This is a genomic window from Azospira sp. I09, assembly GCF_009177135.1.
GTDB classification, from domain to species: Bacteria; Pseudomonadota; Gammaproteobacteria; order Burkholderiales; family Rhodocyclaceae; genus Azospira; species Azospira oryzae.
The window spans coordinates 142352-167787 of the sequence record NZ_AP021845.1 but is presented as its reverse complement, the minus strand read 5'-3'; the positions used below and the strand labels follow the sequence as shown (position 1 = coordinate 167787).

Genomic DNA, 25436 nt, shown 5'->3' with positions numbered 1-25436 from the left:
CTCCGCTCAGTGTAACTGCGCCGAAACCGCCGGAGCGGTGGGATTCCGCGTCGCCAGCTTGCGCAGCTGCATCACCAGTTTGCAAAGCTCGTCCTCGGTGAAGTGCTCACCGACGATCGAATTGTCCTTGTAGGCGAGCGCGCCCAGCACTTCGATGGCCTGCATACTGCCCGCCTTACCGGCGCGGTACAGCCAGTAAGCGGCTTCCTTGCGGTCCACCGGGGCGCCAAGACCACCGGCCAGGCACATGCCCAGCGCTGCCTGAGACGGGACGTGATCCCGGTTGGCCGCCTGGCGAAACCAGGCGCAGGCATCTTCCGGGTTCTTATCGACACCACGACCGAGGGCGGACAGGGCGGCGAACAGACCCATTGCGCGGGCGTCTTCCTTGTTCATGGCGACCTTCAGCAGCGGCACGGCAGCGGCATAGTCACGCCGTTCCAGGGGCGCGACGTAGGGAGCCGGAGCAGCGTCCTCGCGGAACGCATCAGCGCCGAAGAAGCTATCCAGAATGTTCATAATCCTTTTTCCTTTCGCGAAAACGCATGCGGTTCCGCCTTGTGGGCAGATTAGGCGATGCGAGCGAGCTGCGGATGTTCAGCTTTAGCATGAGTGTGCTCCAAGTTTGTTGCCACAGCCAAACCCTGTCGGGATCGGCGAGCAGCGAGTTGTGAAACTATTCGGCATAGTCGTCCGTAATGTACGGGGAAATCGGCTTTGCCACTGCATGACTCACTTATACCGGGCCGTCACGGGCGTTTCTGTTTTTTCTTCGACGCATCCTCCTCGGTCGGCACCACATCGTCCGGCCGCGGATCCAGAATGTCGCCCGGGCGGCAGCCGAGAACGATGGTCAGCACCGCCAGAGTCTGCAGGTTGAGGCGCGCCGGCGGCGATTCTACGATCCGGGCGAGCTGGGCATACTTGATCGCATCGGGGGCGATCGCCTTGATCCGGTTGTGCAGCTCGGTGACAGTATCGATCTTGGCGGCCTGCATGCATTCGCGCAGCCTCCAGGTGACAGGGTATTTCAAGCTCATGGTCTTACCTCCTTGCCCATCGCCATCACGCGGAAGGGCGGCAATCCGCGCAGCATTGCGCGGCCAAAACGAGATTCCCACAGACGGGGGTCGGTAACGACAACTTGACCGTGGTCAGTTTCAGTACGGATCAAACGGCCGACGGATTGCTCGAGCTTGCGCGCGGCATCCGGTACCGAGATCTCCATGAAAGGGTTTCCGCCGCGGCGCTCGATCCAGCTGGACAACGTGCGCAGTACCGGGCTGTCGGGCACAGCAAACGGAAGCTTGGTGATGACGACCTGGGTGCAGTAGCTCGAGGGAAGATCGACGCCCTCGGTGAATGATGCCAGGCCGAAAATCGTTGAGGGCTTGCCAGCATCGATTGCGGCGCAGTGCGCGGCAATGATCGCAGCCTTGGACTGCTCGCCCTGGACCAGTACCCGGGCACGCAACTCTTTCGGCAGCCGGCCGGCGATGTCTTCCATCTGGCGCCGACTGGTGAAGAGCACCAACATCCCTTCAGGGCCCTGCTTCGTCATGTCGTCCACCAGGCGATCGGTAACTGCCTTGGTATGGGCGTCGTAGTTTTTTGGGCTCGGCATCTTCGGGATATCGATGAGGCCTTGGGTGGCATAGTCGAACGGGCTGGGCAGATCCACGCACGGCACGTCGTAGGAAGCAAGGCCGGTCCGGCGGAGGAAATCGTCGAAGTTCCCCAGTGTGGTCATGGTGGCGGACGTCAGCACCACGCCTGCAGCCTTTTCCCAGAGGAGGTTGCGCAGGTAGCCGCCGGCGAACACCGGAGATGCATTGATCTGGTAGTCGACGCTGTTCTTCTTGAAGCTGACGGTCTCAATCCATTTGGCCACCGGCGGGGCATTCTCACCGGGTTCCTCGAGGAAGAGAGTCCAGGTGGTGTTCACCTCTTCCATCCGGCCCAGCTGGAAGCCGACGTCGGCCAGCAGCTTCTCGAACAGCGCTTGTTTGCTGCGATCGGTGCCGAGCCGGTCATTGAGGGCACCCTGGCACTCATCCAGCAGGCCGGCCAGGCTGTTCGTCAGGTTCTTGATGTTTTCGCCGATCTCGAAGAATTCCTCGGGGAGGCAGGAGTCCTCGAACTCGAGCGTCGGCCGCGGGCATTCGGTGGTCGCCCGGAGCTGAGCAAGGCTCGAGAGGAAGCCGTAGGCGTCGCTGAGGTCGGAACGCAACCGGTCAGCCTCATCGTGGATCCGCTCACACGTGGGCTCGAACGCCGTCCCCAGAGCGTCTTGAAGCGAGGCGGCCAGGTTGGCCAGCTTTTCAGCAGACCGGCGCTCAGCGTTGATGAAATGGCCAGAGGCAAAGCTGGAGACCGCCTTTTCAGGAAGGCCATGAGCCTCGTCGATGACGTAGAAACATTCTTCCGGAGACGGGAGGATTTTGCCACCGCCCATCGCCAGGTCAGCGAGGAGCAGATCGTGGTTGGCGACGATCACGGACGCATCCCGCAGGCGCCTGCGAGCAGCCATCTGGGCACAGCTCTTGTAGGACGGGCAAGCGCGGTTGAGGCATCCGTGGCGGTCAGTTGTGATCGACTTCCACACCTCGTCGGCTACCGATTCCCGCGTGTCGCGATCGCCATTCCAACGACCTTCAGCGAACTCCTTGGCCATGGCCTCGAGATCTTGCCGGATCACATCGGAGTCGCTTTCGCTGGCGGCGCGCTCCTCCTTGCGGTCGAACATGGTGATCTGCTGCATGTCACCGATCGCCTGGTTGAGCTTGTACTGGCAGACGTACCGGGTCCGGCCCTTGGCGAGCTCGATCGACACCTTGATGCCCGCCGCCTGGCTGAAAAGGGGGAGGTCGCGGGTAGTCAGTTGCTCCTGCAGCGCGATGGTCGACGAGGAGATAACCAGCTTTTTGCCCTTGCGCATGGCCATGATCATGCCGGCAAGGCCGTAGCCCAAGGACTTGCCGGTACCGGTGGAACCTTGGACGACCAGTACCGTCTGCCCCGGGACCGGCTTGCCGGCATTCGGGCCAGGGTCCGGGCAGCGGCCCAGGGTTTTCGCCACTTCGGCGATCATGACCCGCTGTGCCGGGCGCGAACGGAAGCCTGGGATGACCTTGGAGATGGCAGCCAGCTTGTCGCGGATTTCTTGTTTGGTGTCTTCGGTGAGCATGGACGTCGGTCGGTAATGTCTGATCTGTTTCCAAGGCTACCGACCTGACCTGGGCGCGTTTGGAATTAGTTCTACTCTGCGTAGTAACCGTCCGAATCGACTGCATCCGGAGTGGTGATGCAGTGCTCGATACGGGTCTGAGTCTCTTGCCAGTCGTGGTGAATCGTCTTCAGGCCGCGGGGGAGGGCGGCGCAGGGCCGCACCTCGATGTAGCCGTCGCCGGTGACCCGATAATCCAGCTTGTGCCGGCTGACCAGCTTCCGAAATGCCCGGTAGTGCGGATCGGGTGAGCTCCGCTTTCTGGAGGGGGAAAATGCCCGCGTCAACAGTTTTCCGAGAAGCTTCATGTCCGGTCTCCAAAGGGCTCGTGTCAGCAGGGAAGTTGCATGGGGTTGGCTGTGCGCAGGAAGGCCGCCGAGGGGACCATGCGGACGAAGGTGCCGTCTTCGTAGTCTTCGGTAACCGGCACGGTCTGCTCGACGCCGGTGACAAAATCCAGGATCGGACTCGCTGACTCGAAGACGCCGCTGTTGAGGGCGGCGAACACGGCGTTTTCTGCCTCTTCCGGATTGTCGGTAGCGCAGAGGATGAAAGCCTTGATCACGATTGCAGCCATGAGGGAAGGTCCTTACGAATGAATGACGGCGGCGGGCGCCGAGGTGATGTGAATGGGGGCGCGGTACTTCGCGCGAAGGCGTTCGCTCTCGACCTGGATGAAGGCGGCCAGGCGGGGGAATCGCCCTTGGATTTGTCGCCACTCGGTCATGAGGCGGCCGCGGTGCCGCAGAAAGGACTGCTCGTCCTCTTCCTCGGCCAGGGCAGCCAGCTGAGCACGGACAATGCTTTCGGCCCGGCCGTAGGCGGTGCGCTCGATGCGGCTAAGCGAGGACACCGAGTTGCGGAGGCTGCGGAGCATTGCGGGCACTGGAACGTTCATCCCGGCAATGACCTCGCGGATGTTCGTGCTGCGGTGGATCTGCTCGAGGGCCATTCGGCCCCGGATCTCCAGGTTGCGCAGCTCGTTGTCGATGAAGGTGGATGTGTTCATGCCTTGGCAGCTTATGGAAGCGACCAGGGCATTTCTGGAAAAATGGCGATCTGGCGTACCGCCAACACACCCCGTCCGTAACGGACCAGCAGGATTCAATGACGGTTGAATCGGGGGCTTGCAATTTAGGCGAATTGAAGATAGGATTCCCGCGAAGGGCTGAGTACCGCCCACCGGTTTCATTTGTTCCGGTGCAATCTCACTGGCGTCTTACGGGTTGTCGATATTCAACCTGCTTTTTCGGTCGCGAAGCTTTTTACAAAGCTTCCGTCTTCCGGACTCTGGCCTGCGGTCGTAGGCTAGTTCTTGACCTGTCCTTGGCAATGGACTTCACCCAGGTCAACTCTCTGTCACTTCTGTGACGGATTTTTTCGATGCGGCCGCATCGGACTCCCCAAGTTTTTCATTGGCTGACCCTTGATTGGATCAGGTTCGTTTGACGTGCGGTTTCCGCTCGTCATGAAGATATGTGCTGTACATATCAAGAATGGAATTTCAGATCGACTCTGCAGAAGTTGATCGCCGCTGGATCAAGCGAGAATAGCCCCACGGGGTTATTCCGCTCCAGCGTATCCACCCTCTCGGGACACCATCCCGACAGGGATCACGGTGTCCCCTTCTTGGAGACACAGTGATGAAAGTTATGATGATTGTCTGGATCGCTGCTCTGAGCATCGCCTATCTGGTTGCTGGCCGTTCTTTTGAACAGGCTCTGCTTGCTGGAAAAATCGTGCTCTTCGGCTTCGTCCTCGGATTTGTCGGTGCCAAGCTTTCCGCTGCGCTCCATGCGTATCGTGATGCAAAGCCCGCCCTTTCCTCCCATCGTCGTTAACTCGCAGTATTAGACCCTTTCGATTTTTCGAGGGGTCTTCTTTATGAGGCCCACCAGGCTGCATAAACAAGACTCTTTACCTGGCTGAGTTATCAGCTCGTCCCTTACTGCTTCGGACGTGATCGAAGCCGCTTACCGTCGCCCCTGGCGACAATTCCCTGATCGGGGCACCTTCCCCGACAGGGGTCATGGTGCCCTTTTTCGTTTACGAAGGAGTTCCACCATGAAAGCACGTCTCTCCCTGTCCGTCCTGTTTGTTCTGCTCATCGCTGCCAGCGCTCCCGCGCGGGCCGATCTGCTGACTGGTCTTCTCGTAGATGCGAGCTCGCGTCTCCTGAGCAAGGCTGGCCATGCTGTCGTCGCCTCGGTGAAGGATGCCGTCACACCGAAGGAATCCGACGAAGAACGCAGGCTGCGCGAAAACGCCGAAATCGAAAAGGCTGCTGACCAGATCCTGGCCCAGTACCCCGAAGATCAACGCGAGGCCAAAAAGCCTGAAGTCATGATGCGTCTCACCAAAGTCTATGCGCAGTACAAGACGATGGAAGCGCGTCAGGAAGCTGTTCGCGCCGAGCAAAACAGCATCGGAAACATTCTCATCGATTCCACGGTTGGCTCTGCCTCCGCGGTGATCGGCAACCGCATGGCGATCGATGGCGCCGCTCGTTCCGCATTTCTTCGCACGCGGTTTTGAGGTGGTGCCCGGCAGTTCTCCCTGGCCTCTGGTTGGGGAGCTTTTCAAAGCGCCTTCGCTGAGGACGCTCCGAAAAGCTGCATGGTCGGTTTTCCCGAGTGATCGGAAACGCCTACTGCTCTGCGTTATGAGCTGCTAACCATCCTCACCCAAGTGAGGTTCCCGTCGGGGCACAATTCCCGACAGGGAGTGGTGCTCTTCTCAACCAAGGAGTTGCACCATGAAAAGCTTTCCCATGATCGCCTCGTTGCGTAAGTCCAGTAGCAAGGTCATTCCCTTTGCCAAGGCCGCCTATTTGGCTGCCGTGGCTGCAGCGACCCAGATCGCCATCAGCTCCATCCCGGAAGAGGGGGTGGTGTTGTGGTCGTGTCGCGTCGGCAGTGATCGGCGGTACTACTATCAATACCAAGTGCGCCTTTATCCGGATCAGCAGTATCGAATCGTGTCGCGCCACAGTTCTGGGCACGAGAATTCTTCTGATGAGGCCTACACCTTCCTGGTGGATGCCATCCTGGAGGCGCTGCTGCAGCGTCGTGATTACTATCAGGCTGAAGCGGACGACCGCGAAGCTGCGCTCGATGCCTACTACGCCGATCTGGCGATGCAGGTCTAACGCATCGCTTCCTGGCATCTGCAACCTTTTCCCCTTCCTTCTGGAGGGGGCTTCTCAGCGTTCCTGTGCCAACGGGGGCGGCGAAAAGCAAAGTTTTCCCGAGTGATCGGAAACGCTTACGGCTCTGCGTTATGAGCTGCTTCCCTCCCCGATGTTTGGTGAGGATCCCCTAGTCGGGCCCATCTCCCGACAGGGGGCATGGTGCCCTTTTGTGTGAAGGAAACACCATGTCGAACATCCGTTTTTCGGATATCTGCAAGAAGGAAGTCAAGGCCAAAGCCGCTGGCATGTGGGACCGGATCATCCAGTCCCTGGCGCCGTCGATATCTTCTGCGCTGGACCATCCGGGTCTGGTGCATATCGACTGCCCGATGCATGGGGGTTCTGGCGATTTCCGGGTCTATCGCGACGTTGTTGACTCAGGTGGTGGCGTTTGCACCTGCGGAAACTGGCCCGACGGCATTGCGCTGATCGGAGCGGTGAATGACTGGACGTTCAAGGACTCGCTTTCGGAGATTGGTCGGATGATCTTGGGTGACAAGCCCCAGCTGACTCCTGTCCATCGTGAAGCGCGCAAGCGTGACACGGCCCGCGAAGATGCTGCCATCCGGCATCGTCTCGTGGCTCTCTGGAATGGTGGTTTGTCCATCAAGAGTGCTGACGCTCGGATCGCCTGGATGTACCTGGTGAGCCGTGGGCTGAAGCTGCCCCGCAACCTCCAGAGTGTCCGTTTTCATCCGTCGATGGCCTACTACGAGAAGGGCGAGCTGGTCGGGCATTTCCCAGGCTTCATGGCCTGCGTGATGTCGCCTGATGGCACCCCGGTGACCATTCACCGGACGTTCCTCTCGGAAGATGGTCGCAAGGCCCCTGTCGAGTCGCCGAAGAAGCTGTGCCCTCATGCGAGCTACCGCCCGCTGCAAGGATCGGCAATTCGACTGTTCCCGGCTACGGACACCCTTGCGGTGGCCGAAGGCATCGAGACTGCGCTGGCAGTAACGGAAATGACCGGCATTCCTTGCTGGGCAACCGTTACGGCTGGTCTGATGGCGGAATTCGTTCCTCCTCCAGGCATCAAGCGCGTTACGGTCTTTGCCGACAAGGACAGCCCGAGCAAATTCCACCCAAGCGGTCATGGGCAGGAAGCTGCGAAGGCCTTGGCGGAGCGGCTGTGGAAATGCGGTATCCAGGCTGGCGTTGAACTTCCGCCCGGTGATATCCCTGAAGGAAGGAAAGGGATTGACTGGCTGGATGTCCTGGAGGGTGTCAATGCTCTCAAGGCAGCCTAATTACATGATTCACCAACTTCTCCCCGACTTGTCGGGGAGTTTTCCAGACGGCCTGATGCAGACCGTCCGGAAAGCTGAGCGAGAAGTTATTTCTTCTTTTTCGCCACGGCCGCCTTGAAAGCAGCGCCGGCGGAAAACTTCGGTACCGTGGTCGCCTCGATCTTGATCTCGGCACCGGTCTTCGGATTCTTGCCGGTGCGCGCGGCACGGGAGGATGCCTTGAAGGAACCGAAGCCCACGAGGGTCACCTGATCGCCTTTGGCGACGGCAGCGGTGATGGTGTCGATAGCAGCGTCCAGGGCCTTGCCCGCAGCAGCTTTGGAAATGTCGGCGCCGGCAGCAATGGCGTCCACGAGTTCGGATTTATTCATTGGGTTTTCTCCTAGTGATGAATTGCGAGGCAAATCAATGCCTCCAAACAGATCATAACCTCCTGACATTGGGGTTTCTGGTTTTCTCGGGTGCCCGAGGACGCGAACTGGTCTGCGTTATGACCTGCCACTGACGAGTATCACTATCGTCTTTCCCTTGTGGGGCCACATTCCCCACTGGGGAGCATGGGCCCCTGTTTATCGGAGGTGTCCCATGTTTAGCAACAAAGAAGCTGCACTCAATAACATTCTTCGGCCGGAAACGGTCGTTGCATTGGAAAACGTCTCCTTCTCCATGCGCGCTCAAGCGTTGCCTGGGGTTGTGGAAGTGTCTTACAGCATCGATGAGGTTCTGATGTCCGGCGACAACCCGGACGGAGACACCATTGATGTTCGCCGCTGCATGCGCATCTCTCCGGATATCGAGGAGCGCATGGTGGTCCTCGATCGCAACCAGGGCATCATCATTGCTGCTGGCCTCGCCTATGACCAGGATTCGAGTCACCTGAATCCCTGCGAACCCGGCACGGCCAACGGCAACATTTATCACGTCAGCAAACGGCGTGGAGATGCCGATGAGCAGCGCAGCTATTACGCGGCGCTCGGTCTCGACGGCGACGGCAACAAGGATTTCTCGTGCCAAGTCGTTGCGGACCGGATCGTGAAGCGTGTGATGAAAGGGCTCGGTAACGATCTCTCGACGCTCACGCGGCTGCTGCACCGCTTGCGTGCCACCGGCCGTCCCGTATCGAAGGCCTCCCTGGAAACCGTGTTTCGGTTCGCGATCGAACAGGAAGGCTGGGAATATGCCATTGACTACGTTGTTGACGCGCTCTATGGCGTCCGCTTCTGGAATCATATGGACGGCAAGCTGCAGGATGCTCTTCAGCCCCTGGCGGATCTCTTCTCCGAATCGGAGGCCGAGGCCTGCTGGGATGAAGCGTTCGCAGCTGGCGAAGTGGGTAGCCCTCTCGCTGTTCCGCTCGATATCTATGAGCACTCGGGCATCGCTTACTCCGTGAGCGGTACCGGGATGAACTGCGCCTGGGACACCTCCCGCGCTGCGGCGGTTTGGGTGCCTGACGATGATGCCATCGACAATATTCGGTCGAATGTGCTGTCGGAGTTGGGAGTCGGCCAGGTCGCATGGTTTGGTGCGCTCGGCAGTGAGACCGATCCGCTGCATGCCAGATTCACCCTGGACGGTTCAACCTGGGTGGGTGAAGGCAAAGGCTGGAAGTGGCGTGAAGCGCTCGACCAAATGGTCGCGGCGAGTTCCATGTTCATCGACCGGAAGGCGCTGGACTCCCTGATGAACGCCAAGGCAGTGGAATACTGCAAGGGCGTGCTCGAGGAGTACAACGATTGGGTGAACGGCAACGTCTATGGCGTGCTGTGCTACGTGATCGATCGCTCTACCGGCCGGATCATCAAGGACGAGGAAACTGAAAGCTGGGGTCATCTCGGCAGCCAGTATGCTGAAGACGAGCTCGATGCAATCGTGCTCGCCAAGGCGCTGGAATACAGCCAAACCGTCCATTAAGGATTCGTTCCTTACCGTCCGCAAGGGCGGTTTTCTTGAGAGCCCTGGAAGTTCAGGCCCTTCAAGAAAGCCACCGGTTTTGTCTCGTGAGAGGCCAACGCTAACGATCCTGCGAAATGGATCGCTTCATCTCTTGGCAAGTTGCCTTGAGGTACACCAACCCTGCGGGTCCAAATCCCGACAGGGGTGGATTACCGCAAAAATCCTTATGAGGAGATTTGCCATGTTTGATCCAATGACAGAGGTTCAGAAGGCGGCGGTAGCTTTAAGTCTGCATAAGGCGGGCGTTCAGCAATTGCCGACGTGCTACACGGATGACGAAAAGCAGGTGACTTCCGAAGACGGTGAATCAACGTGGTGGGAGCCCATTATTGACGGGTATCTACTATGGACTTCAAAAACCAGCCCCGGCTGGGGAGAGTGGGTTGAAGTACGGGTCTCGGAAAACATGCAATTCTTCTACGTTGTGGCTGATGAATATCAGCCATGGGGTACCGGAATGGATGTCTCGTGGCGCGTAGCAACTTATCCCGCCACCAACCTACTGGACGCTGTGCGCCATGCGATCAAAGTTTCCCAATCTGAGTTTTCGCTTGATGGTTTGATTGAAAATGAAGACACGGGAAGATATGAACGATACGTGCATAAGCCGCAGATAGCTCTCGATGCTTAGTTCTGCGGATTAGAAGAACCCCAAGTCTGGGGTTCTCTTTTTTGAACACCTTGTTTCGGCATGGTATTGAGAAAAGATTTTGTCTCGTGAGAGGCCAACGCCCGCGTGTCCTGCGTTATGGACCGCAATCTTCCCTTGGCCGACGGGCCTTGGGGATATTCAACCCTGCGGGGGCATCTCCCCGCCGGGGAGTGCTGCCCGCAAGAATCCTTGCAAGGAGATTTGCCATGAACCAAGCAGCACTCGAAAGCAACAGCATCACCAGCGGCGTCAACGAATCCCGCTTCCTGGAGCACCTGAAAACGCTCTTCAGTACCTCGACCACCGTCCTCGCGGAATGTTTGCAGAACGGCCGGCGTGCTGGTGCCAGCTCAGTCGTGTTCGATTACGACGTCTCGGAATCCTCCCTGACGATCACGGACAACGGCTGCGGTATCGCCGACTTCCGTGCTCTCATCACGGTAGCCGAGTCGGGCTGGTCACAGGAAACGATGGACAGCGAACGTCCTTTTGGCATCGGCTTTTTCTCGGTTAGCTTCGCCGCCGAGAGCGTCCTTGTCGAAAGCAAAGGCAAGCAGATCGTGTTCTCCTCGGAGGATCTGATTGCCAAGCGCCAAATCGCAGTCGAGCCGTCCAGTTTCATCGGCGGCACCCGCATCACGCTGCAGCACTGCAAGCTCGATGCAGTGAAGGTGGGCCAAGCACTCGCCTCCTATGCCAAAGGCTTCGCCATTCCTGTCTTCTGGCAGGGAGACGAGATGCCGCGGCCGCACGCACACGCCAACCTGGTTGGAACGCAAACGTCTGTGGGGTTCGTCCACGTGCCTGGAATTCATAACGATTCCAAGCCCGAGTTCGAGTCCATGGGCTATGTGTACTGCCAGGGCCTGCCGGTCAATGTCTCAGGCTTCACCTCGCACTACGGCGGAGAAATTCGCCCGATCGTGCATGTGGACCACCTGCGATACACGCCGCGCATGCCGGATCGCGACAGCCTCATTGACCCCCAACAGGCAGCCAAGGATTTCGACGTGGCCCTGAAGGAGATCTGGCGGGAGCATCTGGTGGCAAAGAAGGCTGAGATGTCCGCTGCGGACTTCGTAGAGACCTGCTGGTCAAATGCGAAGCGCGCGGGATGCCTCGACCTGATGGTGGACGTGCCTGTTTTGCCCACCAAGGTCCTTACCTACGTGGGTGAGACGCCGGTGCAGCGCCGCGACGGTGACAGTTTCCTGTATCACAACCGTGAGCAGGTAACTCAAGCCCAAGTGGTATCGGGAGCAGTAATGCTCTTCCGGGATTTCGACGAGGAAGACCAGGGCGATGACTTCACCCGCCTCATGTGGGCGGAGAAAGCCCAGGTTCTCTTCGTTTCGCACGAGCTGCCGTCGCAACACTGGGCGGTGCAGCACTTGCGAGATCTCGCAGAGGAAGAGGTCAAGGTTAGCGGCCGCGTCGTGGCCAAAGACGAGTTCAGCGGTGGCTGGGTCGATGGCGACGTGAAGTTGATGGAGAACCTGGCGGTTACGATCGCCGGCGTGACTCATCTTCTGACCGAGGCCGTGGCTGTCGGGTCCGGCGATTGGGGAAGCTCCCGCACGTTCCTGGTGCCCAAGGGCATCACTCGTGCCGGGTACGTCCTGCGCCAGGCATCAACCTATACCGACTCCAACGATACGTACTGCGAAACCGACTACGAGATCGACGCTGATCGCTTTGACGACCTGGTTGCGATCCTGTCCGGTGAGCCTGCTGTGGAGACCCTTGAAAAGTGCCTCTACAACGCTGGCGTCCGTCACAAGACCAACCTCCGCAATAACAGCTTCCGCGTGCAGTTCGACGCAGACGGCACCATGACGATCACGGCTGAATAAGCCCGGTTGTCTTCGGTCTTTCCCTTTGGGAGAGACCTTTCTTGAGCAGTCCTGAACGGACAGGCTACTCAAGAAAGTCTGGTTTTCTCCCGTTTGGGAAAACGCTTGCGCGCTGTGCGATATCAGCCGCTTCAATCCAGCTTCGGCTGGGTATCTCAATCGCCCCGGGGGCCGCCTCCGGCGGTGTTCTCCGCGGGCACATCCTGTGGAGGCCACCATGGCGTTTGAAATCATCGTCACCGACCCCGCTGTTCAGTCCGCCATCATCCAGGCAGTTGGAGGAATCCTGTCAGCCGCTATTGCCGCGATCGCTGCTGCTCTCATTGGGCACCAGATCGCCGGCCGCAAGCGTCTGCAGGCCGCACTCCAGACTGCTGTTTCCGATATCCAGTTCCTCCTCGCCGTGGAGACCGCTCACTGCGATCTCCACAAGGAAGTTAGCGAGGAGTCCTTCAAGCAGCGCATCCGCCAGGTTGCCCGCGAACAAGGACACGAATGGTCCGGGAAGTTCACGCCTGGTCGGGCGCGAACGATGTCGATTCTGAATGGCGACTAAGCGAGGAGCCGCATCATGGGCTACGAAAAGTTCTGCGCAACCTACAACTCGCTCCGCGAGAAGCACCGGAACGACCCGGGCGCCCTCGAGATCATTGAGCGCTTTGGTCGTGAAGTGGCATGGATGCGCGTCCTGGACATTCTCTCGGCGTGCTTCATGGCCGACCTTGCAATCGCAAAGGCAAAACAAGCCGCCTGACCAGGCTGCTGAAACCTTCGCACCTTCCCCTCCGCCCATGGCGAAGGGGCTTTCTACAGGGCTCCTCCAAGAACCTTGCAGAAAGCAGCACCACCGGGAGGAGCTGTCCGCTAGCGGATCTGCTCGCTTTATGAACGCCAGCGTCGAAGTCTCCAGTGCTTCATCAAGGAAACGGAAACGCTAAGGAACGAAGTTTCGCAGCAAAAATTAAAGCAGCCCTCGGGCTGCTTTTTTTTCGTCCAAAATCTGGAGAATGACCGTGCTTACTGGCTGCTGCCAGCCTTGTTGATCGTAGCCATCACCGCCACCATCTCTTGTTTGATCTCCGCCGCTCTGGCCGGGTCGGCTGGCACCGGGATACTGCTCCCCGGCTGAAACACCGACTGCATTGCAAGCGACTCTTCCATCAACTCACCCATCCGGATCGTTGCTTTGAGCACCGGCATACGCGGGTCGCTGGGGGGAAGGTAGCCGTTGCGGAGGGTCTTGAGGACTTCAGCCATCCTGGGAGCGAAAACACTCCGGCTTCGCTCATCGCTTTCTTTGATCGATATCTTGCCGGCCGCGACGTCTTTCTCCTCCTGATCGAGCGACGCCATCAGCTCGGCAAACTGCTTCATCCCCACGGCCACGGTTGCCGAACCGTGAATCGACTTCTCGACATCGACCTTTGCTTCGGGGGCGAAATGCACCAGGCCAACGGTGGCCAGCAGGGCAAGCGCAAAACCAATGACGCCACGTTGAAGCCGTAGCCGATGGAATGCCTCGATATTCAGACGCTCCGGGAGGATATACGCCAGCGCCGAGCCAGCCACCAGGCCGCCAATATGCGCTGCAGTGTCGATCCCGGTCTTCGTCAGGCTCTGGATGATCGAGTAGGTGATGAAAAAGCTCAAGCTGGTGATCATCTGCTTGCTGAAGGACTTCGGCAGGCGCTTGCGGTGCTGGAAGATCGCAACGAACAGTGCGCCGGTGACGCCGAAGATCGCGCCAGATGCGCCAACGGCAACGGTGGTCTGCGAAGCGAAATAGAGGCTGAGCGAACTGCCCACAACACCGGAGGCAAAGTAGATCAGCGCGTAGAGGCGGTGCCCGTAGATGCGCTCCACAATCAGGCCGGCGCTGACCAGGGCCGCCATGTTGATGACCAGGTGGAAAACGTTTCCATGAAGGAACATCGAAGACAGCAGGCGCCATTCCTGTCCGTTCTGGACCGCCGAAGTAGAGTTTGCGCCCCACTCGTAGAGCATCGAGATCGGTGACCCGAGGATCTTGGCGCCGGCGGCGACCATGGCGATCCAGACGACTGCGTTGGCCACGACCAGGAATGAGGTGACCCACGGCATAGGGGCGAGCTCGCGGACGCTTTCCATGAATTCCCTGACCTCGCGGACAGGATTCGTGATGTCCACTGCGGACAGGTCACTCCGGTTGCGCAGGCGACGCCCGATCGCTTCCGCCAACTGGTCCTGTGCACGGGCATCCAGCCCTGCAAGGGAGATGTGCGGACGTGAAGGGTTGGAGCCGGTCAGGAAGTGTTTTTTGTCGGGCAGCCCGAGATCCGGCGAAAGCGCGAAGACCAAGCAGGGCTGGTCATGAATTGCCTGGATCGAAACGCCCTTGATGGATTCCCACGGCAGTTTCTTCTTTGGTCCGGACAACATGGGGGACTCGATGCCTTCATCAGTGACCTGGAGCACCAGTTGCCCAGGACGGAACTGACGGAGGAGGAAGTAATCCACCAGGCCGATGAGGACCAGAAACGAGACCGCCATTACGGCCACACTCGTCCCGGTATGGGGCGCGCGCAGCATCGAGATAGTGAAGCCGATCAGGGCAAAACCCCAAAGCAGCATTCGAGACTTGTACGCCTCGCCCCGATTGGACGAGAAGAAGGATTCGATCCCTGGTTGGATCACTTGCGATTTGCTGTTCACGGATACTCCCTGATAGGCCCGAAGTCGTTGCTCGCCACAGTCAAGGCGAAGACGACATTTTCAAGGCCGGGAAGGGGGGCGGCAATCAGGAAAAGCAGACGAAACAGGGGGGTTGGACGTAGGAATGGATGTGGAAATACGCCCGGAGTCGACTTTAGGCCACCATCGGGCTCAAATTGCCCCGCCGTCGGGCCCCGCGGCGATCAGAAATCAGGTCCCGCAAAGCCTTGCTATGGAACGCCATGAGGACGGATCGTTGCCTTTCAGTCAGAGCAGGATCGCTGCACATGGCCTCGAGCAGGCGAGACTGTACCCAGATCAATCGCTTCGCATGCGTTTCGGCCGACAAGCCTTTGCCATCCCCCGGCATCCGGGCCGTGATTTCCAGGGCGTCACGTCGCAGCTTGTAGCAGAGGGAGAATTCCATTGGATCCCTTGAAGACGGCCTGATTGGCTCATTGGCCGCCGCCGGCGCTCGCGCGGTGAGTCTCTTCAGGTACTGAACCATCATCAATGCCACCAAGTCCTAATCGATCGGGCGGGTACCGGTACAGGCCGGATACCTCGGGCAACCCCAGAACATAGAGCCCGCCATAGCCCCGCGCGTGGCCGATCGCTTGACCATTTCGCTTCCACAACGGGGGCAGTTTGGCTGCTCGTCTGGATAGGGGCTGCTTTCCGAGTTGGTCTGAGCGATCAGCCGCAGCATCAGGTTGGCAGACACCAGTTCGATGCTTTGGCCCTCGGCAAACTTCTTCGCGTCGGCGGTGAACTCGCCGGCCGCAACCACAAAGCCGCCGACGGCACCTTCCGCCGCCATGACCCCGTATAGCTCGCGCACGATGGCCACGCCAACCCTGGTGGATTTCCATTGCTTACACTGCACAAGGTACTTGTCCATTCCGGACCACAGCTCCAGATCGACGCCGCCATCCGGTGCATTCCCGCCGCGCTGGACCACGCGATACCCCTTTCGTCGAAACACCTCGGCGGTTAGGACCTCGAAGTCTTGCCAGGAGATTTCGCCCAGGGCGGTGTGGCTGGGGTGGTTGGCCACCTGGGCATGCAACGCGCGCTGCCGGCGCCGGCTGAAGAAGGAAATACAGGCCCCGAGAACGAAGATGAACGGGATCACGTACTGAAGGATCGCCGACAGCCCCATCAGGAGTTGCTTGCCTACATTGTTGGCCAGGTCGTGAGCGCCGGCTGCGGCGAGAGCTTGCGGGGGGGCGGAGGCAAGGTGGTGAAAGCCGAAATAGGCCCCAACGGCAATGATGAGGCTGGCCTGCCACGGCAGCAGAGATGCGATGTCGAGCATGGCGTCGAAGAGACTGGCGTTTCTACGGGACATGGTGTTTTCCCTCTTGATGTCAGCCGATCTTGTCGGTCTTGGGTTTGTAGTAGACGGTATTCCTTGCGTCCCGAGGATTGGGAGGCCAGGTTTGATAGACGGTCCGGTCCATGTCCTCATGGAGCAGGAAGAAGGCAGTTGCCCAGCAGGTGATCAACACGCCGGCCATAATCGGGATGGACCACTCGTGATGCATGGCGAATGCCTTGAAGCCTTCGATGTGCCAGCTCCGGAGGTCGATGAAATCCGCGCCGAGGTAGAACAGCACGCCATATTCGATGGTGGCGGCCGCCATGAACGTGACAGCTGCACGAGACCAGTTCTTCATCCGAAGGGCGGCGAGTAGGCGTGCCCCAAGGGTGATCGACAGAAAGAGCGCGTATGCCCGTAGCAGAAACGGAAGAGCATCGTCCACCGTCTGCCCGGTGACATGCTTGGCGGCTCCATCGCTTCCGGGCCATGGCTTGCCACTCAGTTTCATCGACATCCGCGCGGCCGGCTCGAGAAGGCGCCGTAGCTCTGCCTGGGCTTCCTCCCGTATGTCCTTCCCGGACGCGCTGCTGCCGGCGGAGGCTGGGTTGTCGGTGGCCACCGAGGAGACCGTGACAGTGGGCTTGAAGTCCCATTGGAAAGGGATTCCGGGATTCGATGGGAACAGAAAGGCGAGGGTCTTCTGGCTGTGCGGCGGGAGGGTTGCCGTCACGGGCCAGGCTTGGTCGGATGAGACGTTGATTGAATTGGTCAGCTCCAGAGAAATCTTCAGCGTTGCCGGACCGTCATTGATCGCATACAGCGCCGCGCCGCCCTCAAGGTCAATCCGTTGAATCTTGGCCGGGTAGTTGGCGGCGTTGGCGATGGACGAAGCCAGCAACGCCAACAGGGCGAGAACAAAGCGAACAGGGAAGAGGGAGCGACGCATCATGGAGGTCTTTCAGACGAAGGGCCGTGGGCGGGCCCAGATCTCGACGAATCGCTTCTCGAAGACCTTGGAAACCAGCCAGGCGACATTGCCGGCCAGGACCATCCCGACGCACAGGCCGATCAGTTGGGGGCCGTTCTTGTGGTGAAGGATGGTCAGCCAGCCACCGTCGGAACTGACCATCTTGAATACCTTCTGCAGCAACGGCAGGTTTGCGGCCAGCAGGATGAAATAGGTCAGCCAGCAGGACGCAAACAGCATGACGACAACGAAGGTTTGGGAGAGCTTGCGCAGCATGGGCGACCTATTGAATGACGTAGCTGGGCTGAGCTGTGCCAGCGATGTGATCGCGCCCGATCATCATCGGCTGAATCCACTGCGGGCGACGCAGGGAATGCTGCGGACCGTAAGGCTGGGCGCGGAAGTGGCCACGACGGATATGAGGGCGGACGCCGGCGGCGCGGATAGCGTGGATGGCATCCAGTTCGGACGGCAGGCTGCACGGACCCACCACGATGCGGTCGTAGAGTCTGGCTGCCTGACGCGCGGCCTTCTCTCGCTTTGCTGACGACTTGAGGCCGGAAATCCGCTTGAACGCATCCGTGCCCTCACGAACTTCCCGCTGACGAGCCTCTTTGGTCCCGAGATAGACCAGCACTTTGGCGACGTGCTCGATCACGGGCCTGACCACATGCGCATTGGGGAAGTCGGAGCGCGCCCGGTAATGCTCGACAACCTGATCCACCAGAGCCGAGATTGGCATCTTCTCGTCGCTGAAGGGCAGTCCCAGGTGCGTGAAACAATCGTCCATGACGCCGCTCTTGCCGACCGGACTGCCAAAAATGATGAGGTCGAACCCTCGAACTAGATCCCGGCCGTGCAAAGAGGGGGTCAAGCCGGCAAATAGGTAGCACCCTTCGACCACATGCTCACCAGACAAGGGATCCGTCATCTCGGTTGGGAAGTGGCGGTGCTCGCCGAATTCGATGTAGATCTCATCGAAGGGCGGGTGGAACCATTCGGCCGGGATGTCCTGACCGAAGTCCGTATCGTGAAGCATCGACTCCAGGGCGTCGGTGGTCTGGAAGGAACGGACCCGCTGATGAAAGACCATCAGCCGGAGCCCGATATCGCACAGCACGTCCATCCGTCCTTGGTACATGACGCGGGCCAGATCGGGATAACACTCGAACATCACCGTGGCGATATCGTGACGCGATGTGCCGGGACGCTTGGATTCGGCGACGACTGCCGGCGCGAACTCTTCCAGGAAGCGAGCCTCGAGGGCTAGCGCATCGTTTTGGGCCACCCGCTTGTGATGGGGTAGGGAGAGAATTCTGGGGTCGGCACAGCCCTGGCCTTTTTCGTAGGCGCGACCGTAAGCCTCGGCAAAAGCCATGAATTTCCGCTGCTGCGCGGCGGTAAGCGAGGCGAAGAAGAGGGTATTTTCCATGGCGGGCTAATTTTGGGTGCCGTTGTCATTGGCGGCAACCAAGAAATGCCGCTCCAGACTGGGGGTTAGACGGAGTTTTGGACGGTTCGCCAGGTCTCTGTCCCGGATGGCGAGCTTTTTCCAGCCCACCGGGATGATGGAGCACACAATCACCCGAGCGCCGTTGTGGATCACGAACATTTCGTCCCGGATAGCCTGGGTGGCCACGTCGATCAGGCGCTCCTCGTCACCGGGAACGATGACGCGGGCCTCGTTGGGTGAAGGATCAGCGGGCAACATAGCGCCCTCCCTCCTGGATGACGGTTTTGGCGGCCAGCATGGCATCCAGATTCTTCTGAAGCATCCGGCGCGGAAAGCCCGTAACGTGCTCGATTTCCTTCATGCTCATTCCCCAGTAGTCGCGGATGATTTCCCGCAGGTGGTCCCTGATTGCTGCGTCGTTCATGTGCTGTGCGGCTCGGCTTCCTTGACCCACAGGCCGCCATACGCACAGAACAGATCAGGTGCCCAAGAGGCGCGCTGGGCACTCGCGCGGACTTCGCTGGCGGTCGCTTTGCGAAACCCTTTCGCTTTGGCTTTGGCCTCGACCGCTGGAAAGCGCGGATCGCTGGTGTAACGCTGATGGTTTTCGTCGTAACGGTCCATGTGAGGTGACTCGTGTTGATGACGAGGGGAAGTTTGCCAACCAGGGAGGGGTATTTCTGGAATATCTGCGCCGCGCAGAAGCAGGCACAAGCCGTCCGTGAAGGACCGGCTGGATGACGTAATAGTCGAGCTAGTCCGCCGGCGAGTAGCCGGATTGGAGGGCCTGAATCTCGGCCAGAAATGCTTCTTTGACCTGGGCCTCATCGCAGCCCATCAGCACAGCGTCCTCAAGGGCGTCGAGGGCGCACTGGCGTAGCTCCGCCAGGTTTTCCCGCAACACCTTCAGTTTTTCGACGCAAGCGATCACCGTCCCATCCGGACGGCGCCACGGATTCTCCGGCGAACCATAGGGGGCGGTTGAGGCAGTACGGCTCACGATGTTGTCCTATTTGTTGGCAGCTTGTTTTGCCACGGCGGCAACCTCTGCCGCCTCGGGGGACGAGAGGTGCTTGAATTGCGCGCCATCGTGCCCCCACAATTCGCCGGTTTCCAAGTCCACCACCGCCCACTTGGCAGGGCAGTGCGTATTCAGCGTCACGGCGATTGACTCAGCCAGGCTCGGCACCTCACGCCCTGAAAGGAGCTTGCGGCTTTCTACCGCCGCCGCAGGATCCGGAATCTGCTCGATGGCGTCGGACTTGAAGTAGTGAATCCATTGGGTGCCAGAGCGTCTGCCGCCACGCTTTTGGCCGTCTGCATATTCCCAAGTCACATTGCCCGCATTGACGCCTGTGACCCGGCGAGACGCCGTTTTGAACCGGAACACAGCCCCCGGCTTGATCTGCTCTATAGCGACGGACATGACTTTCCTTTCGTGATTTCGGTTTGGAAGCAAAGATATACCACTTGCATCGTACGGCGCTATTTCAAGGTCCAACTGAAGGCGAAATTGCCTGGATGCCTTTGCCGCCGCAAGAACCCCTCCTCCTGGATTCGGGCCAGGTAGTCGGCTCCGCTCTCGCCCATGCGCCGCGGCGTGGCTCCCTGATCGCGCAGGCGACGCTCCACGTAGTCCGCACCGGACTCGCCATTCCGCAACTTTGCCAAGGCTCGCTCGTTGGCCACCGACCCATCCGGGGTGAGAAGAAGCGTGCGGGGTTTCGATCGTCCGCGCGGCGTCGCATTGATAGCCTTGTAGATGGTGCCAATGTGCCCCTTGAACGCAATTTGGCCGTCAGATGTCAGGCGGGGGTGAGGATCGCAGTAGCTGACGACACCACACACTTCTGGCAGGGACTGGCGGAGTATCCGGAATGCACGGGCAAGGGTCCAACTCTCGCCGTTGGCTTCGATCTCGTCCAGAAGGACGAATCTGCCAAGCTCGACGCCTTGAGAGGCTGGCAGGCCGTCCAGCAGCGCGGGAATAACAGCTTGTGTCATTGGAACGGAAAACGTCGCCACGCCGGACAGGGTTTCCTTCTGGAATGGGCGTTTGACGAACAAGCCGACGTTCAACCGGGCTGCCGGGAAGCTGTGCGCATAATGGTGCCGAGTCACAAAAGCTTTCGCAGTAGCGGTATCGATTCGTTCGACGGTCGCATGACGGTGGTCGAACACTTCACCCGCTGGCCGGTATCGATCCCGTCCATCCCGCCATCGCTGGCAGCGGGAAAAATCAAGGGGCAGCGAGCCTTGCATTTTTCAGGCAAGGCGCTGGTCACGGCGGCGATCGAGGTCACCAGCCACGCGATACGGCGTAAAGCGAGTTGCGCCGGTGGTGCGATTCAGGCGGACAATGCCGCTCCGGGTGTAATGGAGCTCAACGACGTCTGCCGGGATCGGAACCTGTGCAACCGAAGTGATCGCCGGCACGGCAGCGATCGGAGCAAAGAAGAGAATGGCGGCGAACAGCAGCGGAATCAGAATGAGAGGCATGGCAAGTTCCTGCGTTGGTTGAAGGGACAGGCTAGAGCGCCTGAATGGTGTAATCGTCCAGAACCGAGCTCTTCAGCTTCTTCAGTTCCTTCTGGATGAGGGATTTCGTGGGCTCTCCATTCACGTAGAGACTGACGAGGTAGTCATCGCCGCCAGCGGCCGGATGCACCCATGCGTCGACGCGGTGAGTCATTCCCTTGGTCTTCATCCGGGCATCAGCGCGCTTCAGCTTGTCGGCATCCTTCTTCCGCGCGGCATCAAGTTCCTTGTCGAGATCGCCCATGAAGCATGTCTCGCACTTGCCAGCCCGGTTGGTGCTCACCGTCTCCGGGTCGAAAGCGAGATTGCCGCAACGCGAGCACTGGACCAGCTTCACCGACTCCAGCATTGCGTCGATATCGGCCTCGGTGGCATCAGCGAAGGCCTTGCCCTTGCTGTGGAGGAACGCTGTTCCTCCGTTCGGAGCCAATTGGATCTGAATCTGCAGGCCGTACCCCGGATACATCCAGCTGCACGGGGACACCGTGGCGGTGAGGGTGGCCGCGCCAACGGCGCGGGTGCGTGAGATGGTCTTTTCGATCATGAAATCTGCTCCAAAGAATCAGTAGTACCGGCGGGGACGCCAATCCAGAAGCTCGTAGTCGCCATCGGGCTGATACGACGGCCAGAGCCCGGAATCCAGGCACTGTTTCAGTTCGCGCATGGCCTTACGGAAGAGGCGCTTTCCGTCTTGCAGCATGTCGTCGGGTGCGCCATAGAGCGCGCAACCGTAGGGGGCATCCTCTTCGATCGGCAGGAAAACAAAGTCGAAGTCGCGCTTGAAGATTTGGCGCAGGCCTTCGAGATACATCGCCGCTGACAGGTCGTAGTGGTAACGCTCGCAGGCCCATTTGAAGGCATGCCGGGAAGCGTCCGTGGTCTTCTTCACGTCCAGACAGATTCCGGTGTCGAAGTCGACGCACAAGCAGTCGGGCCGAATCTTTAGCCAGATCCCGGTTTCTTCGTCTTGCCAAATGATCGAGTGCTCGACGAGGCCAGCTCGCAGCAACGTGTCCGCCGAAGTGTGCTGGGAAACGCTTTGCGCGATGCCCTCAATGACGGCCATCTGGTCTGGCGTAAGAATCTTCTTGTTGGCGTTGGCGATCTCGAATTCCTTGTACTCCTTCAGGCGCTTGTCCGAGATGGGCGCAACCACATATTCGGCGGCGTACAGATGAGGTTCGAGCAGTCGGGTATGGACCGCCGTGCCCAAGAACATGGCCGGCGTTTCCTTGCGATTGGCACCCTGCAAGTAGGCTTGGAAGTGCGCTGGAGAACGCAGAATTTCCTTGAGTCCGGACGACGAGACGCAGGAGCGGTCAGCGTGATACACCTCGTTCGGGATATCGGGGCGGCAGTGCAGCTGCCCGAAAATATCTCGAAGCGAGGGTAGTGGCGCATCAATAACAGCTGGCTCCGGTACTGCGGCAATGGCAACGGCGGCGGACATGGCGGGTTCTCCTTGTTCTTTACTGAGTCAAGTTTGCCAACCTGCCCTAGGCGTTTCTGGAAAAAGTATGGCCCCTGCCACTACGCTTTCCACGTCCACTCAGGACAGCAGAAACCACATCTCGCGCGGAAAAAATATGAGAACCAACGCCCTCCTTTTGGTACGTTCGAGGGTGGAAAGGAACCGCAATGAAACCTGCTCGCCTCAAGCCCGAAAAGGCTCCCCTCTGGTTGGGAGATCACGATGAACGATAACGCTACGATGCCTGAAGCCTCGGCTCTCTTTGCCGACGTGACGCCCGGCACCTGCCAGCAATTCACCTCGCTGCTCCTGGAGCGCCTGGCCGTCTCTCAGCTTCCAGAGATGGCGGGGATGATCCGCTTGCGGGGGCGCTGGACAGACCCTGGGCGCGCGAGCGGCAAGTATTTCTATGGGGCAAAGGTCGTTGATGACGGCGGCGCGCAAGCCAAGGTCGAAATCATGGCCTCGCTGGTGGCCAGCAGGGGAATCGTCCCTGGGCAGAACGTGATCCTCTCCGGGCGCCTGGTGATCAAGTCCGGAAACTATGGCGTCGAGGTAAAGCTGGCGGCAACGGATATCCAGCTTGGAGAGCAGGAAGAGGCCGCGCCCACTGCGATGGTCCAGCAGGGACGGATGACCCTCGAACGCTTGCGGGCGCTATCACTCTGGCGCGTTCCGTTCCCGGATCGCGATTCAATCTCCATCACCATGATCCAATCGACCTCGGCGGCTGCCCAGGTCGCCAACGATTGCATGGCGGAGCTGACCAAGCTTGGTGACGCCGTGGGCGTTTTCCCTGTCCGGGTGAACATGCTCGACCCCGTGGCCATTGCTATGGCGATCCGGGAGGCAACCGCCGACGACATCGTGATGATCATCCGTGGTGGTGGTGATGCCGCCGATTTTGAAGTCTTCGATGACCCCAGAGTCCTCATGGCCCTCGCGGAACAGAAAGCGCACCGCGTCGTCGGCCTGGGCCACACCGGGAACGCGACTTTGTGTGATCTAGTTTCAGATTTTTCGGCCAATACGCCGGCGCAGGCCGGAGCCTATGTCCGGGAGCGCGTCCAGCAGCGACAGCGACTACTGGGCGAGGTCGGCAAAGAGCTACGCCTGGCGCGTGAGCGCGCAGAAAACCTCGAGAAGGAGCGGAATGCGGCTCAGGTCCAACTCCAGACCTCTACCGAGTTGCTGAAGAACGCCCGTGCTGGAATACCATACTGGGTTGCCGTTGCTGCATTTGCCTGTGGTGCATTCCTGGTCTGGATTGCGCGCTGAGAACCAGAATGAAGAAAAAGCCCGACTCAAAGTCCTACTCCGAATTGATGGCCAACCTGGCGAGGAACGTAACCGCCACGATGGCTTTGCTGCCGAAACACTTGTCGACCTTCTATGGCCTTCAGAAGAAGACGGGCACCGGTGTCGCCGCATTCAAAAGTTTGACCGACCCCAATGCCGCCGGTACTACATTGGAGGTGGCGGCGATTTTTGCGGAGGCTGCGGGCGTCCCGTTGAGGCAGCTTCTTGGGCCGGGTCCTTGCGACCGACCGAAGCCCAGATCGCTGACGGACTCCCCTGCTGACATCCGCAAATTCATTGCTGGCCGCCTCGAGGAGCTGGTCATGGAATCCCTAGGGAAAATCACCTGGCAATCCTTGTCCAGGAAAATCTGCGCAGGACCCAGCACGTTTGCCAACATCAGACTGGGCATCGACGCAGAGGAACAGGACCAGCGCGTCCGGCTCAGAACCATCCACGACATTGCCCAATTCTTTGACATGTCCGTTGCGGATTTTGTCAGGCCTTACCCGGAGGGCCTGGGAGGAACGACCTCATCCCCTCAAGAGGCTTCTCATGCAGGAAATCTCTGCGTGGATCTGCTCGTCCTCAAGCGGAATCTGAAGGAGGCCAGAAAAGCCCTCGGCTGGTCTCAACCAAAGATGGCGTTGGAGGTCGGCGTGAGTGTTCCGACCTTGCGCAATTGGGAAACCGACGATGCCACGATTAAAACGTGCCCGTCCATCCCTCAGCTGAACAGACTCGCCCAGGCCACCGGCTATTCTGTGGCGTCCTTACTTGGGATCAGCACGAAGATCTGATCAGAGCAGATCGTAGGGTATGGGCGAGATTCCGTACCCAACATAGAGTGGGTGTTTTGGCGATCCGTCAGCGTTTTGGCCAAGGCAGTAGGGGCTGACCCCAGCATCCCGCAGCAACGCGACAACCTCCCTGGCGCGGCCCACGTGAGCGCCATGGGTACCCCAGGCACACAGGACCATTCCGGCGTCTTTGACGGCTTCCAGGATAGCGGCGTTGTTCTCCTGTCCTACCGGGTCTCCAGTCTCGTAGAGCGCCCCTGGGTCGGTGCTCACCAGGGCGAAGATATTGGTGACCTGCAGGCCGCCGAATCCCATCGCCAACGCCCGGCGCTGACAACGCTCGACCGTCGGGTCGTTCTGATCCGCATCCGCGATCGACGGATTGAGCATCACCATCACAAGAGGTTTCTTCGAGCTATCCCATGTCCGCCATAGACGGTAACGATAGCGTTGGCAGTCCGAAAAAACGGCCCCCGATGTGGTGAACAGGTCGTTGATGCCAGCCATCGTCGCTCCGATCGATCAGATGAAGAGGCCGAATTTCAGCCCAGCAATCTTGATCGCCGGGGTTGCGGCCGCCACCGCGGCGAACCCGGCGGCGATCGCATTGAATCGGGCGGTCTTGGCCATGGCGTCGTTCAACTCCTTGTCCATGTCGTAGCCGAACTGGAATTTAACGAGGGCGGAGCGAGCCCAGAAGTAGGCCGAGATGGCTGCCAGGAAGGCAGCAAGGAAATCCAAGTATTCCTGGTGCATTGCAGATGATCTA

Annotated in this window: 35 protein-coding genes; 11 read left to right on the top strand and 24 right to left on the bottom strand. The window is 59.5% G+C overall.

The features are described 5' to 3' along the window. Positions 1-6: 6 nt before the first annotated feature. The 6 genes from AZSP09_RS18610 to AZSP09_RS18585 form a co-directional block, all read right to left on the bottom strand. A complete protein-coding gene (locus AZSP09_RS18610) occupies positions 7-519 on the bottom strand; it encodes a tetratricopeptide repeat protein (protein WP_152091113.1) in 513 nt (170 codons plus the stop codon). 230 nt (positions 520-749) lie between these two features. Next, entirely contained in the window at positions 750-1040 is a 291-nt protein-coding gene (locus tag AZSP09_RS18605) for a helix-turn-helix domain-containing protein (RefSeq protein WP_152091112.1), read from the bottom strand. After that, positions 1037-3187 (bottom strand): ATP-dependent DNA helicase DinG, encoded by a 2151-nt coding sequence (dinG, locus tag AZSP09_RS18600; protein ID WP_152091111.1) that lies wholly within the window; start codon positions 3185-3187, stop codon positions 1037-1039. The genes AZSP09_RS18605 and dinG overlap by 4 nt, the downstream gene beginning before the upstream one ends. Positions 3188-3258: 71 nt before the next feature. Further along, positions 3259-3534: a hypothetical protein gene (locus tag AZSP09_RS18595; protein ID WP_152091110.1), complete on the bottom strand. Its 276-nt coding sequence runs from the start codon at positions 3532-3534 to the stop codon at positions 3259-3261. A gap of 23 nt (positions 3535-3557) precedes the next feature. Further along, positions 3558-3803 (bottom strand): hypothetical protein, encoded by a 246-nt coding sequence (locus AZSP09_RS18590; protein WP_152091109.1) that lies wholly within the window; start codon positions 3801-3803, stop codon positions 3558-3560. Positions 3804-3815: 12 nt separating this feature from the next. After that, the gene (locus AZSP09_RS18585; protein WP_152091108.1) at positions 3816-4235 is read right to left on the bottom strand and encodes a hypothetical protein; all 420 of its coding nucleotides are present in this window, start codon (positions 4233-4235) and stop codon (positions 3816-3818) included. Between the two features lie 634 nt (positions 4236-4869). On the opposite strand from AZSP09_RS18585, the gene AZSP09_RS18580 reads away from it, so the two are divergent. From AZSP09_RS18580 to AZSP09_RS18565, 4 genes are all read left to right on the top strand, one after another. Continuing rightward, positions 4870-5067 carry a hypothetical protein gene (locus tag AZSP09_RS18580; protein ID WP_152091107.1) on the top strand — a complete coding sequence of 66 codons (198 nt, stop codon included), beginning with the start codon at positions 4870-4872 and terminating at the stop codon, positions 5065-5067. Positions 5068-5290: 223 nt separating this feature from the next. After that, the gene (locus AZSP09_RS18575) at positions 5291-5761 is read left to right on the top strand and encodes a hypothetical protein (protein WP_152091106.1); all 471 of its coding nucleotides are present in this window, start codon (positions 5291-5293) and stop codon (positions 5759-5761) included. 220 nt (positions 5762-5981) lie between these two features. Next, the gene (locus AZSP09_RS18570) at positions 5982-6374 is read left to right on the top strand and encodes a hypothetical protein (RefSeq protein WP_152091105.1); all 393 of its coding nucleotides are present in this window, start codon (positions 5982-5984) and stop codon (positions 6372-6374) included. Positions 6375-6601: 227 nt separating this feature from the next. After that, positions 6602-7663 (top strand): DUF7146 domain-containing protein, encoded by a 1062-nt coding sequence (locus AZSP09_RS18565; protein ID WP_152091104.1) that lies wholly within the window; start codon positions 6602-6604, stop codon positions 7661-7663. An 86-nt stretch (positions 7664-7749) separates the two neighbouring features. On the opposite strand, the gene AZSP09_RS18560 is transcribed toward AZSP09_RS18565, so the two are convergent. Then, on the bottom strand, positions 7750-8034 hold the full coding sequence (locus tag AZSP09_RS18560; RefSeq protein WP_152091103.1) for an HU family DNA-binding protein: 285 nt from the start codon (positions 8032-8034) through the stop codon (positions 7750-7752). Positions 8035-8248: 214 nt separating this feature from the next. Here AZSP09_RS18560 and AZSP09_RS18555 point away from each other — a divergent pair, with 214 nt between their 5' ends. From AZSP09_RS18555 to AZSP09_RS18535, 5 genes are all read left to right on the top strand, one after another. After that, entirely contained in the window at positions 8249-9577 is a 1329-nt protein-coding gene (locus AZSP09_RS18555) for a hypothetical protein (protein ID WP_152091102.1), read from the top strand. 223 nt (positions 9578-9800) lie between these two features. After that, complete coding sequence (locus AZSP09_RS18550) at positions 9801-10250, top strand: hypothetical protein (RefSeq protein ID WP_152091101.1); 450 nt, start codon at positions 9801-9803, stop codon at positions 10248-10250. Positions 10251-10477: 227 nt separating this feature from the next. Further along, positions 10478-12124, top strand: coding sequence for an ATP-binding protein (locus AZSP09_RS18545; protein ID WP_152091100.1), 1647 nt, complete (start codon positions 10478-10480; stop codon positions 12122-12124). A 217-nt stretch (positions 12125-12341) separates the two neighbouring features. Continuing rightward, positions 12342-12680, top strand: a complete 339-nt coding sequence (locus AZSP09_RS18540; RefSeq protein WP_152091099.1) for a hypothetical protein — start codon at positions 12342-12344, stop codon at positions 12678-12680. Positions 12681-12695: 15 nt separating this feature from the next. Then, positions 12696-12878 (top strand): hypothetical protein, encoded by a 183-nt coding sequence (locus AZSP09_RS18535; protein WP_152091098.1) that lies wholly within the window; start codon positions 12696-12698, stop codon positions 12876-12878. A 263-nt stretch (positions 12879-13141) separates the two neighbouring features. Here the strand turns inward: AZSP09_RS18535 and AZSP09_RS18530 are convergent, their stop codons facing one another. From AZSP09_RS18530 to AZSP09_RS18460, 15 genes are all read right to left on the bottom strand, one after another. Continuing rightward, positions 13142-14815 carry a rhomboid family protein gene (locus AZSP09_RS18530; protein WP_152091097.1) on the bottom strand — a complete coding sequence of 558 codons (1674 nt, stop codon included), beginning with the start codon at positions 14813-14815 and terminating at the stop codon, positions 13142-13144. 154 nt (positions 14816-14969) lie between these two features. Then, the gene (locus tag AZSP09_RS18525; RefSeq protein WP_152091096.1) at positions 14970-15242 is read right to left on the bottom strand and encodes a hypothetical protein; all 273 of its coding nucleotides are present in this window, start codon (positions 15240-15242) and stop codon (positions 14970-14972) included. A gap of 99 nt (positions 15243-15341) precedes the next feature. Continuing rightward, the gene (locus tag AZSP09_RS18520; RefSeq protein ID WP_152091095.1) at positions 15342-16166 is read right to left on the bottom strand and encodes a restriction endonuclease; all 825 of its coding nucleotides are present in this window, start codon (positions 16164-16166) and stop codon (positions 15342-15344) included. Between the two features lie 19 nt (positions 16167-16185). Continuing rightward, positions 16186-17088 (bottom strand): hypothetical protein, encoded by a 903-nt coding sequence (locus AZSP09_RS18515; RefSeq protein ID WP_152091094.1) that lies wholly within the window; start codon positions 17086-17088, stop codon positions 16186-16188. A gap of 9 nt (positions 17089-17097) precedes the next feature. After that, on the bottom strand, positions 17098-17382 hold the full coding sequence (locus AZSP09_RS18510) for a hypothetical protein (protein WP_152091093.1): 285 nt from the start codon (positions 17380-17382) through the stop codon (positions 17098-17100). Between the two features lie 7 nt (positions 17383-17389). Continuing rightward, positions 17390-18538: a hypothetical protein gene (locus AZSP09_RS18505; protein WP_152091092.1), complete on the bottom strand. Its 1149-nt coding sequence runs from the start codon at positions 18536-18538 to the stop codon at positions 17390-17392. 6 nt (positions 18539-18544) lie between these two features. Then, entirely contained in the window at positions 18545-18817 is a 273-nt protein-coding gene (locus tag AZSP09_RS18500; RefSeq protein ID WP_152091091.1) for a hypothetical protein, read from the bottom strand. Then, the gene (locus AZSP09_RS18495) at positions 18804-18983 is read right to left on the bottom strand and encodes a hypothetical protein (protein ID WP_152091090.1); all 180 of its coding nucleotides are present in this window, start codon (positions 18981-18983) and stop codon (positions 18804-18806) included. The genes AZSP09_RS18500 and AZSP09_RS18495 overlap by 14 nt, the downstream gene beginning before the upstream one ends. Then, complete coding sequence (locus AZSP09_RS18490) at positions 18980-19183, bottom strand: hypothetical protein (RefSeq protein WP_152091089.1); 204 nt, start codon at positions 19181-19183, stop codon at positions 18980-18982. The genes AZSP09_RS18495 and AZSP09_RS18490 overlap by 4 nt, the downstream gene beginning before the upstream one ends. Positions 19184-19313: 130 nt before the next feature. Continuing rightward, positions 19314-19559, bottom strand: coding sequence for a hypothetical protein (locus AZSP09_RS18485; protein ID WP_152091088.1), 246 nt, complete (start codon positions 19557-19559; stop codon positions 19314-19316). A gap of 9 nt (positions 19560-19568) precedes the next feature. Then, complete coding sequence (locus AZSP09_RS18480; RefSeq protein WP_152091087.1) at positions 19569-19985, bottom strand: hypothetical protein; 417 nt, start codon at positions 19983-19985, stop codon at positions 19569-19571. Positions 19986-20044: 59 nt separating this feature from the next. Continuing rightward, positions 20045-20740: a Mom family adenine methylcarbamoylation protein gene (locus AZSP09_RS18475; RefSeq protein ID WP_152091086.1), complete on the bottom strand. Its 696-nt coding sequence runs from the start codon at positions 20738-20740 to the stop codon at positions 20045-20047. Between the two features lie 84 nt (positions 20741-20824). After that, positions 20825-21058, bottom strand: coding sequence for a hypothetical protein (locus tag AZSP09_RS18470; RefSeq protein WP_152091085.1), 234 nt, complete (start codon positions 21056-21058; stop codon positions 20825-20827). Positions 21059-21089: 31 nt separating this feature from the next. Continuing rightward, positions 21090-21641 carry a hypothetical protein gene (locus AZSP09_RS18465; protein WP_152091084.1) on the bottom strand — a complete coding sequence of 184 codons (552 nt, stop codon included), beginning with the start codon at positions 21639-21641 and terminating at the stop codon, positions 21090-21092. 18 nt (positions 21642-21659) lie between these two features. Then, positions 21660-22547, bottom strand: coding sequence for a PD-(D/E)XK nuclease-like domain-containing protein (locus AZSP09_RS18460; protein ID WP_152091083.1), 888 nt, complete (start codon positions 22545-22547; stop codon positions 21660-21662). A 243-nt stretch (positions 22548-22790) separates the two neighbouring features. Between AZSP09_RS18460 and AZSP09_RS18455 the strand changes: the two genes are divergently transcribed. Further along, the gene (locus AZSP09_RS18455) at positions 22791-23846 is read left to right on the top strand and encodes an exodeoxyribonuclease VII large subunit (RefSeq protein ID WP_152091082.1); all 1056 of its coding nucleotides are present in this window, start codon (positions 22791-22793) and stop codon (positions 23844-23846) included. Between the two features lie 8 nt (positions 23847-23854). Continuing rightward, complete coding sequence (locus AZSP09_RS18450) at positions 23855-24667, top strand: helix-turn-helix transcriptional regulator (protein WP_152091081.1); 813 nt, start codon at positions 23855-23857, stop codon at positions 24665-24667. On the opposite strand, the gene AZSP09_RS18445 is transcribed toward AZSP09_RS18450, so the two are convergent. Then, complete coding sequence (locus AZSP09_RS18445) at positions 24668-25174, bottom strand: DUF1643 domain-containing protein (RefSeq protein ID WP_152091080.1); 507 nt, start codon at positions 25172-25174, stop codon at positions 24668-24670. It lies immediately after the preceding gene. Between the two features lie 15 nt (positions 25175-25189). Then, the gene (locus AZSP09_RS18440; RefSeq protein WP_152091079.1) at positions 25190-25423 is read right to left on the bottom strand and encodes a hypothetical protein; all 234 of its coding nucleotides are present in this window, start codon (positions 25421-25423) and stop codon (positions 25190-25192) included. Between the last annotated feature and the right edge of the window lie 13 nt (positions 25424-25436).

Bases quoted from the DNA above. Each gene is read 5' to 3' on its own strand.
- AZSP09_RS18610 (WP_152091113.1), bottom strand. From the start codon at position 519: ATGAACATTCTGGATAGCTTCTTCGGCGCTGATGCGTTCCGCGAGGAC.
- AZSP09_RS18605 (WP_152091112.1), bottom strand. From the start codon at position 1,040: ATGAGCTTGAAATACCCTGTCACCTGGAGGCTGCGCGAATGCATGCAG.
- dinG (WP_152091111.1), bottom strand. From the start codon at position 3,187: ATGCTCACCGAAGACACCAAACAAGAAATCCGCGACAAGCTGGCTGCC.
- AZSP09_RS18595 (WP_152091110.1), bottom strand. From the start codon at position 3,534: ATGAAGCTTCTCGGAAAACTGTTGACGCGGGCATTTTCCCCCTCCAGA.
- AZSP09_RS18590 (WP_152091109.1), bottom strand. From the start codon at position 3,803: ATGGCTGCAATCGTGATCAAGGCTTTCATCCTCTGCGCTACCGACAAT.
- AZSP09_RS18585 (WP_152091108.1), bottom strand. From the start codon at position 4,235: ATGAACACATCCACCTTCATCGACAACGAGCTGCGCAACCTGGAGATC.
- AZSP09_RS18580 (WP_152091107.1), top strand. From the start codon at position 4,870: ATGAAAGTTATGATGATTGTCTGGATCGCTGCTCTGAGCATCGCCTAT.
- AZSP09_RS18575 (WP_152091106.1), top strand. From the start codon at position 5,291: ATGAAAGCACGTCTCTCCCTGTCCGTCCTGTTTGTTCTGCTCATCGCT.
- AZSP09_RS18570 (WP_152091105.1), top strand. From the start codon at position 5,982: ATGAAAAGCTTTCCCATGATCGCCTCGTTGCGTAAGTCCAGTAGCAAG.
- AZSP09_RS18565 (WP_152091104.1), top strand. From the start codon at position 6,602: ATGTCGAACATCCGTTTTTCGGATATCTGCAAGAAGGAAGTCAAGGCC.
- AZSP09_RS18560 (WP_152091103.1), bottom strand. From the start codon at position 8,034: ATGAATAAATCCGAACTCGTGGACGCCATTGCTGCCGGCGCCGACATT.
- AZSP09_RS18555 (WP_152091102.1), top strand. From the start codon at position 8,249: ATGTTTAGCAACAAAGAAGCTGCACTCAATAACATTCTTCGGCCGGAA.
- AZSP09_RS18550 (WP_152091101.1), top strand. From the start codon at position 9,801: ATGTTTGATCCAATGACAGAGGTTCAGAAGGCGGCGGTAGCTTTAAGT.
- AZSP09_RS18545 (WP_152091100.1), top strand. From the start codon at position 10,478: ATGAACCAAGCAGCACTCGAAAGCAACAGCATCACCAGCGGCGTCAAC.
- AZSP09_RS18540 (WP_152091099.1), top strand. From the start codon at position 12,342: ATGGCGTTTGAAATCATCGTCACCGACCCCGCTGTTCAGTCCGCCATC.
- AZSP09_RS18535 (WP_152091098.1), top strand. From the start codon at position 12,696: ATGGGCTACGAAAAGTTCTGCGCAACCTACAACTCGCTCCGCGAGAAG.
- AZSP09_RS18525 (WP_152091096.1), bottom strand. From the start codon at position 15,242: ATGGAATTCTCCCTCTGCTACAAGCTGCGACGTGACGCCCTGGAAATC.
- AZSP09_RS18520 (WP_152091095.1), bottom strand. From the start codon at position 16,166: ATGTCCCGTAGAAACGCCAGTCTCTTCGACGCCATGCTCGACATCGCA.
- AZSP09_RS18515 (WP_152091094.1), bottom strand. From the start codon at position 17,088: ATGATGCGTCGCTCCCTCTTCCCTGTTCGCTTTGTTCTCGCCCTGTTG.
- AZSP09_RS18510 (WP_152091093.1), bottom strand. From the start codon at position 17,382: ATGCTGCGCAAGCTCTCCCAAACCTTCGTTGTCGTCATGCTGTTTGCG.
- AZSP09_RS18505 (WP_152091092.1), bottom strand. From the start codon at position 18,538: ATGGAAAATACCCTCTTCTTCGCCTCGCTTACCGCCGCGCAGCAGCGG.
- AZSP09_RS18500 (WP_152091091.1), bottom strand. From the start codon at position 18,817: ATGTTGCCCGCTGATCCTTCACCCAACGAGGCCCGCGTCATCGTTCCC.
- AZSP09_RS18495 (WP_152091090.1), bottom strand. From the start codon at position 18,983: ATGAACGACGCAGCAATCAGGGACCACCTGCGGGAAATCATCCGCGAC.
- AZSP09_RS18490 (WP_152091089.1), bottom strand. From the start codon at position 19,183: ATGGACCGTTACGACGAAAACCATCAGCGTTACACCAGCGATCCGCGC.
- AZSP09_RS18480 (WP_152091087.1), bottom strand. From the start codon at position 19,985: ATGTCCGTCGCTATAGAGCAGATCAAGCCGGGGGCTGTGTTCCGGTTC.
- AZSP09_RS18470 (WP_152091085.1), bottom strand. From the start codon at position 21,058: ATGCCTCTCATTCTGATTCCGCTGCTGTTCGCCGCCATTCTCTTCTTT.
- AZSP09_RS18465 (WP_152091084.1), bottom strand. From the start codon at position 21,641: ATGATCGAAAAGACCATCTCACGCACCCGCGCCGTTGGCGCGGCCACC.
- AZSP09_RS18460 (WP_152091083.1), bottom strand. From the start codon at position 22,547: ATGTCCGCCGCCGTTGCCATTGCCGCAGTACCGGAGCCAGCTGTTATT.
- AZSP09_RS18455 (WP_152091082.1), top strand. From the start codon at position 22,791: ATGAACGATAACGCTACGATGCCTGAAGCCTCGGCTCTCTTTGCCGAC.
- AZSP09_RS18450 (WP_152091081.1), top strand. From the start codon at position 23,855: ATGAAGAAAAAGCCCGACTCAAAGTCCTACTCCGAATTGATGGCCAAC.
- AZSP09_RS18445 (WP_152091080.1), bottom strand. From the start codon at position 25,174: ATGGCTGGCATCAACGACCTGTTCACCACATCGGGGGCCGTTTTTTCG.
- AZSP09_RS18440 (WP_152091079.1), bottom strand. From the start codon at position 25,423: ATGCACCAGGAATACTTGGATTTCCTTGCTGCCTTCCTGGCAGCCATC.